This window comes from Deinococcus psychrotolerans (genome assembly GCF_003860465.1).
GTDB lineage: Bacteria > Deinococcota > Deinococci > Deinococcales > Deinococcaceae > Deinococcus > Deinococcus psychrotolerans.
Window position 1 is genome coordinate 2,407,620 of sequence record NZ_CP034183.1, and the last position, 14,997, is coordinate 2,422,616.

The following is a 14,997-nucleotide window of genomic DNA, read 5'->3' on the forward strand; positions in this document are numbered from 1 at the left end:
AGGATTTTCCTTTGAGTGAATTCAGAACAGCCGGTAATAAGCGCGGGCCAGCTCGAAGCCGTGCCCATCAGTATTGGTGCAGCGCAGGCCGCTGGGGCGCGACTGGCAGGTGATCCGGCCATTTGGCGTCAGGCCGGGCGTGCGCCAAGTGTTGCCGTAAGCCAGCGCGGGCCGCAAGGGATCAAACACCGTGTCGCCGTGACAGACGAAATACGCTTTGCCGGTGACGCCCAGGCCCAGTGAATCGCCCCAGGCCAGCGGGCAGTCGGCGGGCCGGGTGGGCGGCCTGAACTGTGCGAGTTGCACTTCACAGCTCAGCGCGGGCGGACTTCCCTCGTCGCTAAACTGACACTGAATTCGTCCGGACGGCAGCGCGAAACCGTCACTGAACGAAGTGGCCTGCGCGGAGACGACGCCGACTCCCAGCAAGCCCAGCAGCAGCAAGAACTTCATGCGTACTGTTTCAGGAAGCCGCGCAAGTCGGCCAGAAACTCGTCTCGCCGCTCTACTTGCGGCATGTGTCCGGTCTGCGGGTAAGTTTTGAGGTCTGCGCCAGAGACGCTCTCGGCGAGGCGTTGAGCGTTGGGCAGCGGAATCAGATCGTCGGTTTCGCCGTGCAAAATCAGCGTCGGTACTTTGATTTGGCTCAGCTCGGCGGTGGTGTCGTGGCTGCGGATGGCCCGAAACTGCCGCTTGTAGCTCTCAGCGCTCTGGGGATGCTGCTCGGCATTGTGCTGGGCAGCGTCGAAGGCGGCGGGGTCACGCTCCAGCAGGCCGTCAGCGGCCATCAGCGCCAAAGCTTGCCGCGCCCGCTCTCCCGCTTCTATTTCGGTGGACAAAAACAGAGCGTTGCGCCCGCGCTCGGTGGCGGGAGTGCCGCCTGCTCCGCCCGCTGTGGTGGACACCAACACCAGGCCGCGCACCAACTCGGGGTGCCTGAGCGCCAGATGTTGCGCCACCATCCCGCCCATGCTGAGGCCCACCACGAACACGGGGCCGGTTTGGAGAGCCTTGAGAAATTCGGCGGCGTCATCGGCCAAGTCGGGCAGGGTGTAGGCGTCCTCAACCATCTGAGAGTCGCCGGTGTCGCGGTGATCGGGGGCCAGCGCCCTAAAGTCCTTGCCGATCTCGCCCACCACGCTCTGCCAGCCAAGGCGCGATCCGCCCAGCCACGCCAAAAAGAGGACGGTGGCTTTGGGACTCTGGGGGCAAATTTCGGTGTAGGCCATGCTGCGGCCAGAAACTTGAACGGTATTGAGTGGGCTGGTGTCTGGGACGGTATTCAATGGAGCCTCCTGAGGGCTTGCGAGATGCCGGTGAGTCGCCGCGCTGCCGTCAAAGCGGCGCCGAGTAAAATGACCCAAAGGGCGAGCGTGGGAACCGCCGCCGACCAAGTAGCGGGCGTGACCGCGCACCACACCGCCGCCAGCGTGACGAGGGCCATGCGCTGCGGCTTGGCCAGCGGGCCGCGAAAGTCGCTGGGCGCACCCGCTGAGCGGCCCACAGCGCGGATATAAGCGGTGGTCATGGCCGCCAGAGCTGCGCCGAGGCCCAGCGACAGCTCGCCAGCCGCCCAGCCCAGCCCCAGCAAAATTGTGGTGTCCGACACGCGGTCTGGCACTTCGTTGAAGAGTTCGCCCACTGGGGAGGCCACACCGCGTCCGATTGCCACCATGCCGTCGAGCAGGTTGGCCAGCAGGCGCAGTTGAACCAGCGCGGCCCCCAATAGCCACCAGACCCAAGTCGCTTGAGGCAGCGACGGTACCAAGGCGAAGCACCCCCCAGCCAGCAGCGCCGCTCCCATTCCCAGCAGCGAGATGTCGTTGGCCGAGGCCCGCCGCAAAATCAGCCACGCCGCGAGGCGCTGCATCACGCCAGAGTCGCGGGCGGCGATGGGGCGGCGGTCTCCTGTCACGTTCGAACCCTTTCCTTGCCTAGCCAGACTCGGCCTACTTCAACCAGCGTGACAGAGCGGCCACCTTCAGAAAGGAGGGAACTATAAGGGCGTTTATTTAGCCAACTGGCCGGAAGGTCTGCGCGTTTAACCTCCACTTCATCCAGACATTCCTGCCAGTCCCAGCCCTGTAAGCGTTTGAGCAGGGCTGGGCCGAATTGCGGTGGAAATCCCCTCTCCGTTGCCCACCCTAAGTCGGCAACAGGTCGGAACACACCACCGTACCAAGACGCCCGCGACTCGCCTGCCATGACCACCTGCGACGTTGTCAAGTAAGGCCACTTCAACCAGAGTTTCAGGTACTTCACCTCCGGGCCGGACGCCAAAGTCCAAGAGTCGTGAATGTCCAGCAGACCGTGAATCATCTGCCGCCCCAACCAGATAGGCGGTTCTCGCTCAATAAGGCGGTTCCAAGGATCAATCTGAATCTTGCAGTAGTCATAATCGTAGCGCTCAAAGTGCGGCCAGTCAGGTGTCAGATGCTCTGTGCGCCAGCGTTCGATGCGCTTCATCTGGGTCTTCCAACCCCTGATCTTCTTCCGGTTCGTGAACGCTGCGGTGTGATTCACCCTAAAACCACTTGCTTTGCATGTCGTGGGTGGTGGGATCGGCGCTGGCGAGGAGGTCGGTGTGAAACTTGATTTTGGGCAGTTCGTAAATGGCGAAGAATTTGGCAGCCTGCAATTTGCCCTGATAAAAGTCCAAGTCGTCACCTTTGGCGTTTGGCAAGGCTTTGGCCGCCGCTGCCGCTTGCCGCAGCCACATCCAGCCTATGACGGTGTGGCCGAGGGCTTCCAGGGCGCTGTTGGCGTTGGCCAGAAACAGATCGGGGCCAAGTTCGGCTGCGCGTTTGAGAATGGCCCCAAACGCCGTCTGGCATTCCTGCATGGCGGTTTGCAGGGCAGCGCGAATCTCGGTCAGGCCGTCCAAGCTTTCGGATGCTTGAAGGTCGGCCTGCATTTTCTCCATCAGCACCTGTAAGCCTCGCCCGCCTGCCTGACCCAGCTTGCGGCCCAGCAGATCATTGCCCTGAATGCCCTCGGTGCCCTCGTGGATGGGGTTGAGGCGGTTGTCTCGGTAATACATTTCCACCGGATAATCGCGGGTGTAGCCTGCGCCGCCCATCACCTGAATGGCGTCACTCAGCGCTTCTTGGCTGTACTTGCTGGGCCACGATTTGACGATGGGCGTCAGCAGATCGAGCAGCAGTTCGTTATCGGGCTTCTCCGCTTCCGGCCCGGTCTGAATCTCGTCCACCAGCGCTGAGGCGTAGAGGCCCAGCGCCAGCCCGCCTTCCACGAACGACTTCTGGCGCAGCAGCAAGCGTTTCACGTCGGCGTGGTCGATGATCGCCACCATGCCGCTCTGCGGGTCTTTGTTGCTGGCGTGGCGGCCCTGCTTGCGTTCGCGGGCGTACTCTAAACTCGCTAGGTATCCGGCGTAGCCGAGCATCACCGCGCCCATGCCCACGCCGATGCGGGCCTCGTTCATCATCCTGAACATGTAGGCCAGCCCGCGCCCCGCTTCGCCCAGCAGTTCGCCCACCGTTTCGCCGCCCTCACCGAAATTGAGCAGCGTGTTGGTGGTGCCCCGGTAGCCCATCTTGTGATTGAGGCCCGCCAGCACGACGTTGTTGGACTCGCCCACGCCGCCGTCCTCGCCCACACGGTAGCGCGGCACGATAAATAGACTGATGCCCTTGACGCCCACTGGAGCGCCCTTGATACGGGCCAGCACCAGATGGACAATGTTTTCGGACAGCTCGTGTTCGCCGCCGGAAATCCACATTTTGCTGCCGGAGATGTTGTAGCTGCCGTCTTCCCTTGGCGTGGCAGACGTGGTGATATCGGCCAACCCACTTCCGGCGTGTGGCTCGCTGAGGGCCATCGTCCCGAACCAGCGGCCTTCCAGCAGCGGCATCATGTACTTGGCCTGCTGCGCCTCGGAAGCAAACTCGCGCTGCAAGTTGGCGTTGCCGATGGTCAGAAAGGCGTAGCCGCTGGAACCGACATTGGCGGCCTGAAAGTTGGCCTGCACCGCCTGAAGCACCACCCAGGGGAGTTGCAGGCCGCCCAACTCCTCGTCGTGGTGGGCGCTGAAAAATCCAGCGTCGCGGAAGGCGTTGACCGCCGCCTGCACGCCGGGAACGAGCTGCACTTTGCCATCCACGACATGCGGCTCGTTGAGGTCGGCTTCGCGGGCGTGGTTGGCGAAATACTTATCGGCCACGTTGTAGGCCAGCGCCAGCACGTCGTCGTAGACCTCGCGGGAATGCTCCGCGAAGCGCGGGCGGCTGGGGAGGGAAGCGGTGTCGAGCACTTCATAGAGCTGGAACTGCAAATCGCGTTTGGAGAGAAATGGGGCCACGAAAGTCAACCTCCTGATGGGCGTGAGCGCAAAGAGCGGGTGAAGGATTTTGAACGCCCTCACTCTAGCGCAGACTCGGCGCACCTGTCAGACAGGTTAAAAGTCTCTGCCTTAAGCTGTGCCCGCCAGTTCCCTGCCCAGCCAAGCCGCCGCCCTATCCATTAACTCCGCCGCTGCCGGAGACACGCCAGTCATGTTGGCAAAGCCGTGAATCATGCCGGGGCCGCTCTGCTGCTCGGCGCGGTTGCCCGCTGCCCCCAGCGCTTCGGCATAGGCCATTCCCTCGTCACGCAGCGGGTCGAACTCGGCGGTGAGGACCAGCGCGGGTGGCAGGTTCTTCAGGTCGGCGGCGTGCAGCGGCGAGACATGCGGGTGCTCGCCGTGCGCGGCCTCGGCCAGATACATTTCCCCGAAGAACTTCATGCGCTCCTCGGTCAGAAAGTAGCCCTCACCGTTTTCCTTGCGCGAGGGGTAGCGCTCGGTGTTGACGAAATCGGCTGCCGGGTAGATCAGCAGTTGCGCTTTGATGGCCGGGCCGTGTTCGTCGCGGGCACGCTGGGTCACGGCAATGCTAAGGCTCGCGCCTGCGCTGTCGCCCGATACGGCCAGTTTGGAGGGATCAATGCCCAGCTCGCCCGCGTGCTCGGCAGCCCAGACGAAGGCAGCGTAGGCGTCGTCCACTGGGGCCGGAAACTTATGCTCGGGGGCGAGGCGGTAGTCCACGCTCAGCACCGCCGTATTGGCACCCTCACACAGCTCGCGGCAGACCTGATCATGCGTCTCGATGCTGTAAGCGACGAAGCCGCCGCCGTGGTAGAAGACCGTCAGCGGCCAGCCGCCTTCAGGCTTTGCGCCCAGCGGTAAGTACAGGCGGGCGGGCAACTCGGATTCGGGGCCAGGAACAAGCATGTCGCGGGTTCCGGCGATCTTGGTGGGGCGCTTGGGCGTGCGCTCGGCGCTGGCAATCACCATCTGGCGCATCTCGTCGAGGCCATTTGGCTGCGGCGCGGCGGCGAACTGAAGGAGAACTTCTTTAAGGGCTGGGTCTAGGGGCATGTGGGGTCTCCATTATTTGTTCAGAAGCCAAGTGAGGTGCTTTCGTAAATCTGCCGCGTGGTCATCCCAGTGGGCGTCGTACCAGAAGCGAAGTTGAGAGACCGCACCCGAAACATTGACATGCGCGATCTCAAGTGAACGCCCCAGATCAAGAGCTATGTCTGCCAAGTCGTCAATCGCGTCACCTATTTCTGAAGAGTGATCCGTCAATCCTTCTCCAGTGTTCAGGTCATACAGGCCAAGCTCGGGCCAATGCCTGCTGATCTCAGCACTCAGCACCGCATAATCCAAACTTGACTCAGCATCGTCCGGCCAATCGGAGATGTTGGGGAAGTGGCTGACGGCATTGCTGAGGGCGAGCAAGGCAAAGTCAAGCTCCAAAAGAGAGGCGTTGCGGCGTTCAACAAACAGCTCAAAAGCAGGCGCAACGATATGCGTCATCAGTTCCTGAGCCGTTTGCTGATCCACGCTTACAACACCTCGAACAACCCCGCTGCGCCCATGCCGCCGCCGACGCACATGGTCACGACCACATGTTTCGCGCCCCGGCGTTTGCCTTCCAAGAGGGCGTGTCCGGTGAGCCGTGCGCCACTCATGCCGTAAGGGTGGCCAATGGAAATGCTGCCGCCGTTGACGTTGTACTTCTCGGGGTCGATGCCGAGTTTGTCGCGGCAGTAGAGCGCCTGCACCGCGAAGGCCTCGTTGAGTTCCCACAGGTCGATGTCGTCCACCGTCAGGCCATGCCGCTTGAGCAGACGCGGCACCGCAAAGACTGGCCCGATGCCCATCTCGTCGGGTTCGCAGCCGTGAACGGCAAAGCCCTTGAACAGGCCCAGCGGTGCGAGGCCGCGCTCACGGGCGAGGTCGGCGCTCATGACCACGCAGGCCGACGCGCCGTCGCTGAGCTGCGAGGCATTGCCCGCCGTGATGACGCCGCCCTCGAAGACGGGCTTGAGCTTTTGCAACCCTTCCAGCGTGGTGTCGGGGCGGTTGCCCTCGTCGAGCTTGAGCGTCACTTCCTTGTCGGAAATTTCTCCGGTGGCCTTGTCCTGCACCTTCATGCTGGCGGTGTACGGTACGATCTCGTCGTCGAACTTGCCCGCCTGCTGGGCGGCGGCGGTGCGCTGCTGGCTTCCCAGGGCGTACTCGTCCTGCGCGTCGCGCGAAACGCCGTAACGCTTCGAGACATTTTCCGCCGTTTCCAGCATCGACATGTAGATGGCGGGCTTGTGCTCCATAAGCCACTCGCCGCGCAGCCGGAACTTGTTGGAATGCTCATTCTGGGTCAGGCTGATGCTCTCCAGCCCGCCCGCCACGATGATGTCGCCCTGCCCAGCCATGACGCTGTTGGCTGCCATGGCGATGGCGTTCAGGCCGCTGGAGCAAAACCTATTGACAGTCACACCCGACACGCTGACCGGGAACCCAGCCCGCAGCGCGATCTGGCGGGCGATGTTGGAGCCGGTTGCGCCCTCGGGGTTGCCCGCGCCCATGATCACGTCTTCGATCTCGGACGGATCAACGCCCGCCCGTTTTACAGCGTGGCTGACGGCGTGTGCGCCCATGTCGGAGCCGTGGGTGTCGTTGAGGTAGCCCCGGTAGGCCTTGCCGATGGGGGTGCGGGCGGTGGAAACGATGACAGCTTCAGGCATGGTGGAACTCCTTTGGTTGAGAGGGCTTGGATGCGTTGGCTTGCGTTGGGATGGGAGAAGCGGCAGAGAGCAAAAGTCGGGCCAGCCCCGCTGCCGTGTACTGGGGTGTGTGCGCCGCCAGTACCCGCGCCCGCGCCGCCGCGCCCATCTGCCGGGCACGTTCCGGACTGACCGACAGGCGACGCAGGGCCAGCGCCAGCAGGTGCGGGGCAGGCGGCACCAGCAGGCCCGACACGCCGTCCTCGACGAGTTCGGCCTGCGCAGGAATCGGCGTGGTGATAATCGGCAGGCCCGAGGCCATTGCCTCCAGAGTCACCAACGACTGATTCTCGGCCAGCGTGGGCTGGAGCAGCGCGTCGGCGGCGCGGTAAAGGTCGGGCATATCGTGGCGGCGGCCCAGAAAGCGGACGTTGCTGAGGCGGGCCAGCCGTTTGAACTGCACTGCCACCTTGCCCAACAGCGAGTCCATATCGCCCACGAACACGAAATCGAGGTCGCGGGCGTGCCGGGCCGAGCGCAGCGCCGCCCACTGGTTTTTTTCCAGCACGAAGCGGCCCGGCACCAGTACGGTGAAGCGGGTGAAGCCTAAGTCGGTGCGGAGGTCGGTGCGTTCCTGCTGTGTGGCAGGCCGAAAGCGCTCCACGTCCACTCCGTTTTTGACGAAACCGGACGCAGGCAACCCATAACGGCGCAGCCAGTCGTCGGCCCACTCGGAGACAGTCAGCACGCCGCTGGCCGAGCGCATCCCCCAGCCCTTGGTGAGCCGAAAGCCCAGCCCGTAGAAAGCCCGCAGGCCCAGCGGATAAAAGAATTCCAGCTGGTCGTGGATGACCACCCAGCGCGGCTCGGCCAGCTTCGGCAGCAGCCGGGCGTAGGTGAGCAGGCCCCAAGCGTGCATCACCCGCACGTCGAAGTCGCGGGTCAGGGCGGGCAACTCGCCCAAACGCTCGAAGCGGGTCACAGGCAGGCCAGCTGCCGTCAGCCGCTCAGCGAAGCTGTTCAGCGCCGTTCCCACCGGCACGAACACTGCCGGAGCAATGCCCAGCGCTGGCAGATGCGGCAGCACGCTGAGCAGCCACACTTCGCTGCCCGCCACACGCGGCGCGTCGGTGAGAAAGGCGACCTTGGTCATCAGGCAGGCTCCGGTGAATGGGGGAGTGAGGAAGGGCGTGGACGGCGCTTCAGCTTCGGCCTTCTCCCTTGTCCCACCCGGCGAAGGTTCCGCCCTGCTCGGCCAACTGCTTGAGCAAAGGCGCGGGCGTCTGGCCGTACTGCTCCAGATCGGCCACCACATTCTTCAGGCCCTGCTCGTCGGCGTACTGCATTGGGCCGCCCCGGTAGGCCGGGAAGCCGTAGCCGTAAATGTAGATCACATCGATATCGCCCGCCCGCTGGGCAATCCCCTCTTCCAGAATCTTCGCGCCCTCGTTGACCAGGCTGTAGGTCAGGCGCTTGCTGGCTTCTTCCTGCCCGACTTCACGGGGCGTGATGCCCTGCTCGGCGCGGTAGTCGGCCAGCAGCTGCGTGACTTCAGCGTTGGGCTTGGGCTTGCGGTCTTCGCCGTAGTCGTAGATGCCCGCCGCCGTTTTCTGTCCTTTGCGGCCCTTCTCCACGATGCGGTCAAGCCAGCCGTCGGGCTTGGGCTGGCCAGCGACCTTGGCCTGGTGCTGGCGAATGGCGTAGCCGATGTCCAGCCCGGCCATATCGCCCATCTGGAACGGCCCCATCGGCAATCCCAGCCCGTTCATGGCGGCGTCCACGTCCTGCGGTGCGGCTCCAGCTTCCACCAGTTGCCGGGCCTCGTCGCTGTAGCGGTGAATCATCCGGTTGCCGACGAAGCCGTCACACACGCCCACCACCACGCCGACTTTCTTGATCTTCTTGGCCAGCGCCATGCTGGTCGCCAGCACCGAGGCCGAGGTCTTGTCGGCCCGCACGATCTCCAGCAGTTTCATCACGTTGGCGGGGCTGAAAAAGTGCAATCCGATCACGCTTTCGGGGCGCTTGGTGACGCTGGCAATCTCGTTCACGTCCAGGGTGGAGGTATTGGAGGCCAGAATCGCGCCCGGCTTGGCGATGGCGTCCAGCTTGGTGAAGATGTCCTTCTTCACGTCCATGTTCTCAAAGACCGCTTCGATGATGATGTCGGCGTCCTTGAGGTCGGCCATGTCAAGCGTGGGGGTCAGCAGGCCCATCCGTTTTTCAACGTCGTCCTGGGTCATGCGGCCTTTCTTGGCGGTGTTCTCGTAGTTCTTGCGAATGGTCGCCAGCCCCCGATCCAGCGCATCCTGAGCGGTTTCCACGATCATCACTGGCAAGCCCGCGTTGAGAAAGTTCATGGCGATACCGCCGCCCATCGTCCCCGCCCCGATAATGCCCACCGACTTGATCTCGCTCTGCGGCGTGTTCTTGCCGATGCCGGCGATTTTGCCTGCCTCGCGCTCGGCAAAGAAGATGTGGCGCAGCCCGCGCGACTGCGGCGAGTCTTTGGCCTGCATGAATAAGCTGGCCTCGGCGTCCCAGCCTTCCTGAAACGGTATGGTGGTGGCTTTCTCGGCCAGATCAATAATGAAACTGGGCGCAAGCTGACCCCGGTGGGTCTTCTTGATGCCTTCGCGGGCGGCGGCGAACACCTCGGAGCTGCCCTCGGCGGTCTTCTCGCTGATACGCGGCAGCGGACGGGTATCGGCGTGCGCCTCGGCAAACTTCACCGCGCCGGTCAGCAGATCGCCGTCTACAATTTCGTCGACTAGGCCCAGCCCGGCGGCTTCGCTGGCCTTGATCGGGTTGCCCGACAGCATCATTTCCAGCGCCTTCTGAGCGCCGACCACACGCGGCAAGCGCTGGGTGCCGCCCGCGCCCGGCAGCACGCCGAGTTTGACTTCCGGCAGGCCCAGCATGGCGTCTTTCACCGCCACCCGGTAAGTACAGGCCAGCGCCACTTCCAGGCCGCCGCCGAGGGCCGTGCCGTGAATGGCCGCCACCGTGGGCTTGGCGAAGGCGTCAAGGCGCACGATGAAGCCGCGCAGGTCGGGGGCCTGCTCGCGGGGCATGTCGAAGGTCTTGATGTCGGCCCCGGCGATGAAGGTGCGCCCGCCGCCGATGATGACCACCGATTTGATGGTCTGATCCTGCTCGGCGGCATCCAGGCCCGCGTGCAGACCTTCCGGCACGCCCGGCGAGAAGGCGTTGACTGGCGGATTGTTGATGGTCAAAACGAGCGTGCTGCCCTGGCGAAGCTGGTCTACGATGCTCATGGAATTACCTCCAAAATGAGTGAAGAGGACGGAACGTGTCTGACAGGTTGAGTTGGCCCGCTCATGGTTTCACGCGGCGGCGGGCGGGTCAACCACTGCGCCTCACCGTTTGTTGCGACTCCGAGGCGAACACCGCGCTTCACGCGCTCCCCAACTGTGCAACGTGCCTTCTCCTTCATCTAGGCGGGCAGCAGGCGCTTAAAGTAGAGCCATGACCAATTCTGAGACCATGCGCCAAATCTGGGTCGAACAAACCGGCAACCCCGACGTGATGCAGCTCCGCGAAGTTGCCAAGCCCGAACCCCGTGCGGGTCAGGTGCGCCTCAAAGTGGAGGCGGCGGGCATCAACTTTGCCGATGTGCTGGCCGTCAAGGGTCAGTACCTGACGCCCACCAAGCTGCCGCTGATTCCCGGCGGCGAGTTTGCTGGAACCATCGACGCGCTGGGCGAGGGCGTCACCGGCTTTGAAGTGGGTCAGCAAGTCGCCGCGCTGACTGGGCAAGGGGCTTTGCAGGAATACGCCATCGTTCCCCTGCGCGGCATCATTCCGGTGCCAGACGGTCTGGACGCCGCCGAGGCTGCCGCTTTTCCGGTGAGTTATTACACCGCGTTTATCACCCTGATTACTTTGGGCCGCGCCCAAAAAGGCGAAACGGTACTGATTCAGGGTGCGGCGGGCGCACTTGGCACGGCGCTGATTCAGGTCGCCAAAGCGCTCGAACTCAACATCATTGCGCTGGCCAGCACCGACGCCAAGATGAAAATGGCCGCCGACTTGGGAGCGCAGACGACCCTCAACTCCGAGCGCGAGGATATTGTAGACGCTGTTAAGGAAGCGGCGGGCAGCGGCGGCGTCAACATTCTGGTGGAAATCACCGGCGGCGAAATGGTGCAAAAAAGCCTCAAGATGCTCGCCAATATGGGCCGCCTGATGATCGTGGGCGCGGCCAGCGGGGAGCAGGCGACCATCAACCCCGCTGCCCTCATGAAGAAAAACCTGAGCGTGACTGGCGTGTGGCTCAGCCCGATGCTGGGCGACCCGAGCATGGTCAGGGACGCGCTGGCTTTCTTTGCTCCGCTGGTGGCGGCAGGCAAGCTGCGCCCGCAAGTCGGCCCGCGTTACCCGCTTGAGCAGTCGGCTCAGGCTTTTCAGGATATCCTCGACCGCAAAACGACCGGTAAAGTCACCATCGAGCCGCAGAAGTAAGCGGAGTTTGTTGGGCGAGAGGGGGAGTGGGGAGAGCGGCTGTCCACTCCCCCTCTTGTGGCTCAGCCACAGCGCCGAGTCAAGATGGGCCACTCTTCTCATTGCCCTGACCCAGCCGCGCTAACCTAACCGCCATGACTTCTTCCAGTACCTCACACCCTGCCCGCAAGCGCGTTTTGGTGGCCAATGACGACGGTATTTTCTCACCTGGCATCAAGGCGCTGGCGCTCGCCATTGCCCGCATCGCCGACGTGATGGTGGTCGCTCCCGACGTGGAGCAGAGCGGTGTCGGGCACGGCATCACCTTTCGCCGCCCGCTGCGCTTCAAGCACACCAAAGCGGCGGGGTTCGGTGAAATTCCGGCCTACCGCGTTGACGGCACGCCCGCCGACTGCGTGGTGCTGGGCGCAAACTTGCTGGGCCGCCCCGATATGGTGGTCAGCGGCATCAACTTGGGGGCCAACATGGGCGACGATTTGACCCATTCCGGCACGGTGGCGGCGGCGATTGAAGGCGTGTCGCTGGGCGTGCCGTCTATTGCCCTGAGCCAGATCAGCAACGGGGGAGAGTACGACTTCGCGGCGGGGGCCGACTACGCCGCCAAGTTGGTGGAGCGGGTGCTCAGGGAGGGCCTGCCGCCGCGCACCTTCCTTAACGTCAACATTCCGCCGGTCATCAAAGGCGTCCGCGTGACCCGCCTCTCCGATCACCGCTACGAAGACACGCTGGTGACGCGCCAAGATCCCGAAGGCCGTGATTACCACTGGGTGTCGGGCAAGCCCCGCGCCGAGTACGCGGGCGACACCGACTTCGGCGCGGTGGAAGACGGCTATATCAGCGTCACGCCGATTCGGATGGACTTGACGGCCCGCGACTTAATGAACCAGGTGGCGGGGTATTTGCCGGAGGTCTGAACTTACCTTCTCACCACGTTCAGGCTGCTGATCTTGACTGGCGTGAGTGGAATCTTGTGCAGATCGTCTACCTTGCCGACACGGTAAACCAGAACGGCAGGAACACATGCGGCTTTGGCATCGGCTAGCGCTTCGGGCGTATCCACCAAGCGGATGGCGGCAGGAGAGTTGAGAAGTTGCAGAGCGCCGTCCAATGCAAGGCCTCGGTACGGCCTTAAGAATTTTGGTCAGGCAGACGATTTGCCTCCAGCCGCCGCGCTATGCTGGAAGGCAAGATGAATTCTTATCCAAGTTCCAACCAAAACAACAAGGGCGGACGCGGCACCACGGGGAAAGTGCTGCTGTGGGTCGCTCTCCTCCTGAGCGTGGCGCTGCTCGGCTTCATGACCGTCTGGGCCGTTCGCAGCAACCCCCTTTACAGCAACGCCGAGGCCAACGGCCTGAGCAAATACAAGTTCATTGAGCAGTGCAAAGACAAGTTGGCCGATCAGTTGAGTGAGTTTGCCAAGCAGCCGGGCGGCGCTCCACTTGGCGCGTCCTATAACGCCCGCGATATTGTAAGCAGCGTTAACGAAGGCATCTCACAGCGACCTCCTGCCAACTCCACCGCCCTGCCGCCGCGCATTCCGGGTTGGTCGATGGTCAGTCAGGTCAAGGTGAGCCGCGAAGGATTCGCTTCGCAAACCGTGCCGTTTGGTTGCCAATACGAAAAAGACAAACAAGTGCAGCTTCAGTTCCCGCTGGCTCAGCAGTAAGCAGCGCAAAAAACCTCTTGGCCCAGTTGTGGGCCTTTTTCTTTGGCTAAACTGCGTCAACCTGCTGTCCACATCTCAATTATCAGTATCTGATAGATTGCTTCTATGGAAGCCAATTTGTTCAAGGGCAATCTAGACTTGATCGTGCTGAGTGTGCTGGAGGGTGGTGAGCGCTACGGCTTAGAAATCGGCAAAGAAGTGGACGCCCGGACGGACGGGTATTTCACACTCAATGCCGGAAGTCTGTACCCTGCCCTGCACCGCCTGGAAAAACAAGGTTGGGTGCTGGCCGAGGAAAAAGCCCCGCCCAGAGGTGGCCCGCAGGTGCGCTACTACACCCTGACCTCCACTGGAGCAGCCGAGCTCAAGCGCCGCCGCGACGCCTACCAGATTTTTGACCAAGCGCTGCGGGCGTTGTGGTGAAAGCTGTTCTGAGTGACTCCGCGCCCGCCGCTGTGCAAGCCTACTTGGCCGCTGCCACCCGGCATTTGCCGGGGCGGGCGCGGGCAGCGGTGGCCGCCGAGTTGTACGCCAACTTGTTTCAGCGGATGCTGGATCACTCGCTGAGCCTGAGCGGTGAGGCAAACGGCACTGCCCAAGCTTGGGCGGCGGCGCTGCGCGACTTCGGGCCGCCTCAGCACACGGCGCGGGCCTTTGCCAAGGTTCACCGCTGGCCTCCGCTGATTCGCACCGCTTTGGCCGCGCTGGCGCTGGGTAGCGCGGGCTACGCGGCGGCGAGGAGCGTGCACTGGCAAGCGCTGGGCTGGCCGCTCGTCCAGACCCAAAGTGAGGCTCAGCCGACCGGCAGCGACGCGCCTCAATACACGGCGCAGTAAGGGGCGACTAACGTTTCTCTCTGAATGAACTCAACGGCTTACACAATTGCATTTACAACCAAAAAGCGGGGCGCATTCCTATTCGGACGCGCCCCGCTTTTTATGCGTTGAGCTTACCTCAAGCTGGCGAGTTTGGCTTTGCTGGCTTCCAAATCGCGCTTTGCCCAGAAGGTGTCGGCGGGCAGGGCGACCATCTTTTGGAGTTGGGCGGCGGCGGCGGTTTTGTTGTTTTGCAAAATCAGCGCATTGGCGTATTCCATCTTGTGGCTGGGGTTGTTGGGTTCCAGCGCGATGGCTTTTTCAAAGTTGGGAGCGATCTCGCTGCGGTCAGCGCCAGTGGCGCGGGTGGCAATAAAGCCCTTGGCGGTCAGCTCGGCGTTCCACAAGCCCAGCGCCACGTAAGCTGCGGCCAGATTTTTATTCAGGTCAATGGCCGTGTCCAGTTCGCGCTTGACTTCACCGGCCAGACCTAGGCTCTGCAAAATGCCGCTGTACTGTGCCAAGCGGCCATCGGCGCGGGCCAGCTCAAAGTGGGCGTTGGCGCTTTTGGCATCGAGGCCAATAGCCTGCTTGGCGAGGTTTTGGGCTTTTTCAAACTGGGCCTTTTTCTGGTTGTCGGGCAGCAGCGCCGCGCCGAGGGTGTACGCCTGAGCGGCCAGTGCGTAGCCCTCAGCAGTCTTGAGGCCACTCGCCGTGTTGGCGGCGTCTTGCCACTTGCCTTGGTCGAGCAGCGCTTGGGCGTCGGGTAAGCCGGCGGCGAGGGTCTGGCCCAGCAGCAAGGCGGCGAGGGTGGTCAGCAGGCGTTTGTTGAGCACGGGTTTGGGCATAAGAAGTCCTCCGAGGGGCCATCAATAAGTTGAAGTTAAGAAACTGAACCGAGTATAACCAAACCGCTTGACGCTTGCCTGACGAACCTGCCCTTGACGAGCGAGCCTTGAAAAGGAGTGCCCAAAGCGTGCTGCCCCCCGCGCAGGAACACTGCTTCTCAGCGCGGCCGGA

Annotated in this window: 17 protein-coding genes; 5 read left to right on the forward strand and 12 right to left on the reverse strand. The window is 62.9% G+C overall.

Features of this window, described 5'->3' with window-relative positions; translation table 11 throughout:
- Positions 1-21 precede the first annotated feature (21 nt).
- The 10 genes from EHF33_RS11895 to EHF33_RS11940 all read right to left on the reverse strand — a co-directional run bounded on the left by EHF33_RS11895 (position 22) and on the right by EHF33_RS11940 (position 10,286).
- Positions 22-453: a DUF6636 domain-containing protein gene (locus EHF33_RS11895; RefSeq protein ID WP_124871758.1), complete on the reverse strand. Its 432-nt coding sequence runs from the start codon at positions 451-453 to the stop codon at positions 22-24.
- On the reverse strand, positions 450-1,286 hold the full coding sequence (locus tag EHF33_RS11900; protein ID WP_241191156.1) for an alpha/beta fold hydrolase: 837 nt from the start codon (positions 1,284-1,286) through the stop codon (positions 450-452). The genes EHF33_RS11895 and EHF33_RS11900 overlap by 4 nt, the downstream gene beginning before the upstream one ends.
- A complete protein-coding gene (locus EHF33_RS11905) occupies positions 1,283-1,915 on the reverse strand; it encodes a CDP-alcohol phosphatidyltransferase family protein (protein ID WP_124871761.1) in 633 nt (210 codons plus the stop codon). Before EHF33_RS11905 ends, EHF33_RS11900 begins: the two co-directional genes overlap by 4 nt.
- A complete protein-coding gene (locus EHF33_RS11910; protein WP_124871764.1) occupies positions 1,912-2,466 on the reverse strand; it encodes a hypothetical protein in 555 nt (184 codons plus the stop codon). Before EHF33_RS11910 ends, EHF33_RS11905 begins: the two co-directional genes overlap by 4 nt.
- A 58-nt stretch (positions 2,467-2,524) precedes the next feature.
- Positions 2,525-4,321, reverse strand: a complete 1,797-nt coding sequence (locus EHF33_RS11915; protein ID WP_164473469.1) for an acyl-CoA dehydrogenase — start codon at positions 4,319-4,321, stop codon at positions 2,525-2,527.
- Between the two features lie 111 nt (positions 4,322-4,432).
- Positions 4,433-5,377, reverse strand: a complete 945-nt coding sequence (locus tag EHF33_RS11920; RefSeq protein WP_124871770.1) for an alpha/beta hydrolase — start codon at positions 5,375-5,377, stop codon at positions 4,433-4,435.
- Positions 5,378-5,389: 12 nt separating this feature from the next.
- Positions 5,390-5,845 (reverse strand): hypothetical protein, encoded by a 456-nt coding sequence (locus tag EHF33_RS11925; RefSeq protein WP_124871773.1) that lies wholly within the window; start codon positions 5,843-5,845, stop codon positions 5,390-5,392.
- Positions 5,846-5,847: 2 nt separating this feature from the next.
- On the reverse strand, positions 5,848-7,029 hold the full coding sequence (locus EHF33_RS11930; RefSeq protein WP_124871776.1) for an acetyl-CoA C-acyltransferase: 1,182 nt from the start codon (positions 7,027-7,029) through the stop codon (positions 5,848-5,850).
- Positions 7,022-8,161 carry a glycosyltransferase family 4 protein gene (locus EHF33_RS11935; RefSeq protein ID WP_124871779.1) on the reverse strand — a complete coding sequence of 380 codons (1,140 nt, stop codon included), beginning with the start codon at positions 8,159-8,161 and terminating at the stop codon, positions 7,022-7,024. Before EHF33_RS11935 ends, EHF33_RS11930 begins: the two co-directional genes overlap by 8 nt.
- Positions 8,162-8,210: 49 nt before the next feature.
- The gene (locus EHF33_RS11940) at positions 8,211-10,286 is read right to left on the reverse strand and encodes a 3-hydroxyacyl-CoA dehydrogenase NAD-binding domain-containing protein (RefSeq protein WP_124871782.1); all 2,076 of its coding nucleotides are present in this window, start codon (positions 10,284-10,286) and stop codon (positions 8,211-8,213) included.
- Positions 10,287-10,497: 211 nt separating this feature from the next.
- Here EHF33_RS11940 and EHF33_RS11945 point away from each other — a divergent pair, with 211 nt between their 5' ends.
- On the forward strand, positions 10,498-11,493 hold the full coding sequence (locus EHF33_RS11945) for a quinone oxidoreductase family protein (RefSeq protein WP_124871785.1): 996 nt from the start codon (positions 10,498-10,500) through the stop codon (positions 11,491-11,493).
- 134 nt (positions 11,494-11,627) lie between these two features.
- The gene (surE, locus tag EHF33_RS11950; RefSeq protein ID WP_124871788.1) at positions 11,628-12,407 is read left to right on the forward strand and encodes a 5'/3'-nucleotidase SurE; all 780 of its coding nucleotides are present in this window, start codon (positions 11,628-11,630) and stop codon (positions 12,405-12,407) included.
- Between the two features lie 2 nt (positions 12,408-12,409).
- On the opposite strand, the gene EHF33_RS11955 is transcribed toward surE, so the two are convergent.
- Complete coding sequence (locus EHF33_RS11955) at positions 12,410-12,601, reverse strand: hypothetical protein (protein WP_124871791.1); 192 nt, start codon at positions 12,599-12,601, stop codon at positions 12,410-12,412.
- A gap of 81 nt (positions 12,602-12,682) precedes the next feature.
- On the opposite strand from EHF33_RS11955, the gene EHF33_RS11960 reads away from it, so the two are divergent.
- From EHF33_RS11960 to EHF33_RS11970, 3 genes are all read left to right on the forward strand, one after another.
- Positions 12,683-13,162: a hypothetical protein gene (locus tag EHF33_RS11960; RefSeq protein WP_124871794.1), complete on the forward strand. Its 480-nt coding sequence runs from the start codon at positions 12,683-12,685 to the stop codon at positions 13,160-13,162.
- 105 nt (positions 13,163-13,267) lie between these two features.
- On the forward strand, positions 13,268-13,585 hold the full coding sequence (locus EHF33_RS11965; protein ID WP_124871797.1) for a PadR family transcriptional regulator: 318 nt from the start codon (positions 13,268-13,270) through the stop codon (positions 13,583-13,585).
- Positions 13,579-13,998, forward strand: a complete 420-nt coding sequence (locus EHF33_RS11970; RefSeq protein ID WP_124871801.1) for a hypothetical protein — start codon at positions 13,579-13,581, stop codon at positions 13,996-13,998. Before EHF33_RS11965 ends, EHF33_RS11970 begins: the two co-directional genes overlap by 7 nt.
- Positions 13,999-14,111: 113 nt before the next feature.
- On the opposite strand, the gene EHF33_RS11975 is transcribed toward EHF33_RS11970, so the two are convergent.
- Complete coding sequence (locus EHF33_RS11975) at positions 14,112-14,825, reverse strand: tetratricopeptide repeat protein (protein ID WP_124871805.1); 714 nt, start codon at positions 14,823-14,825, stop codon at positions 14,112-14,114.
- Positions 14,826-14,997 lie beyond the last annotated feature (172 nt).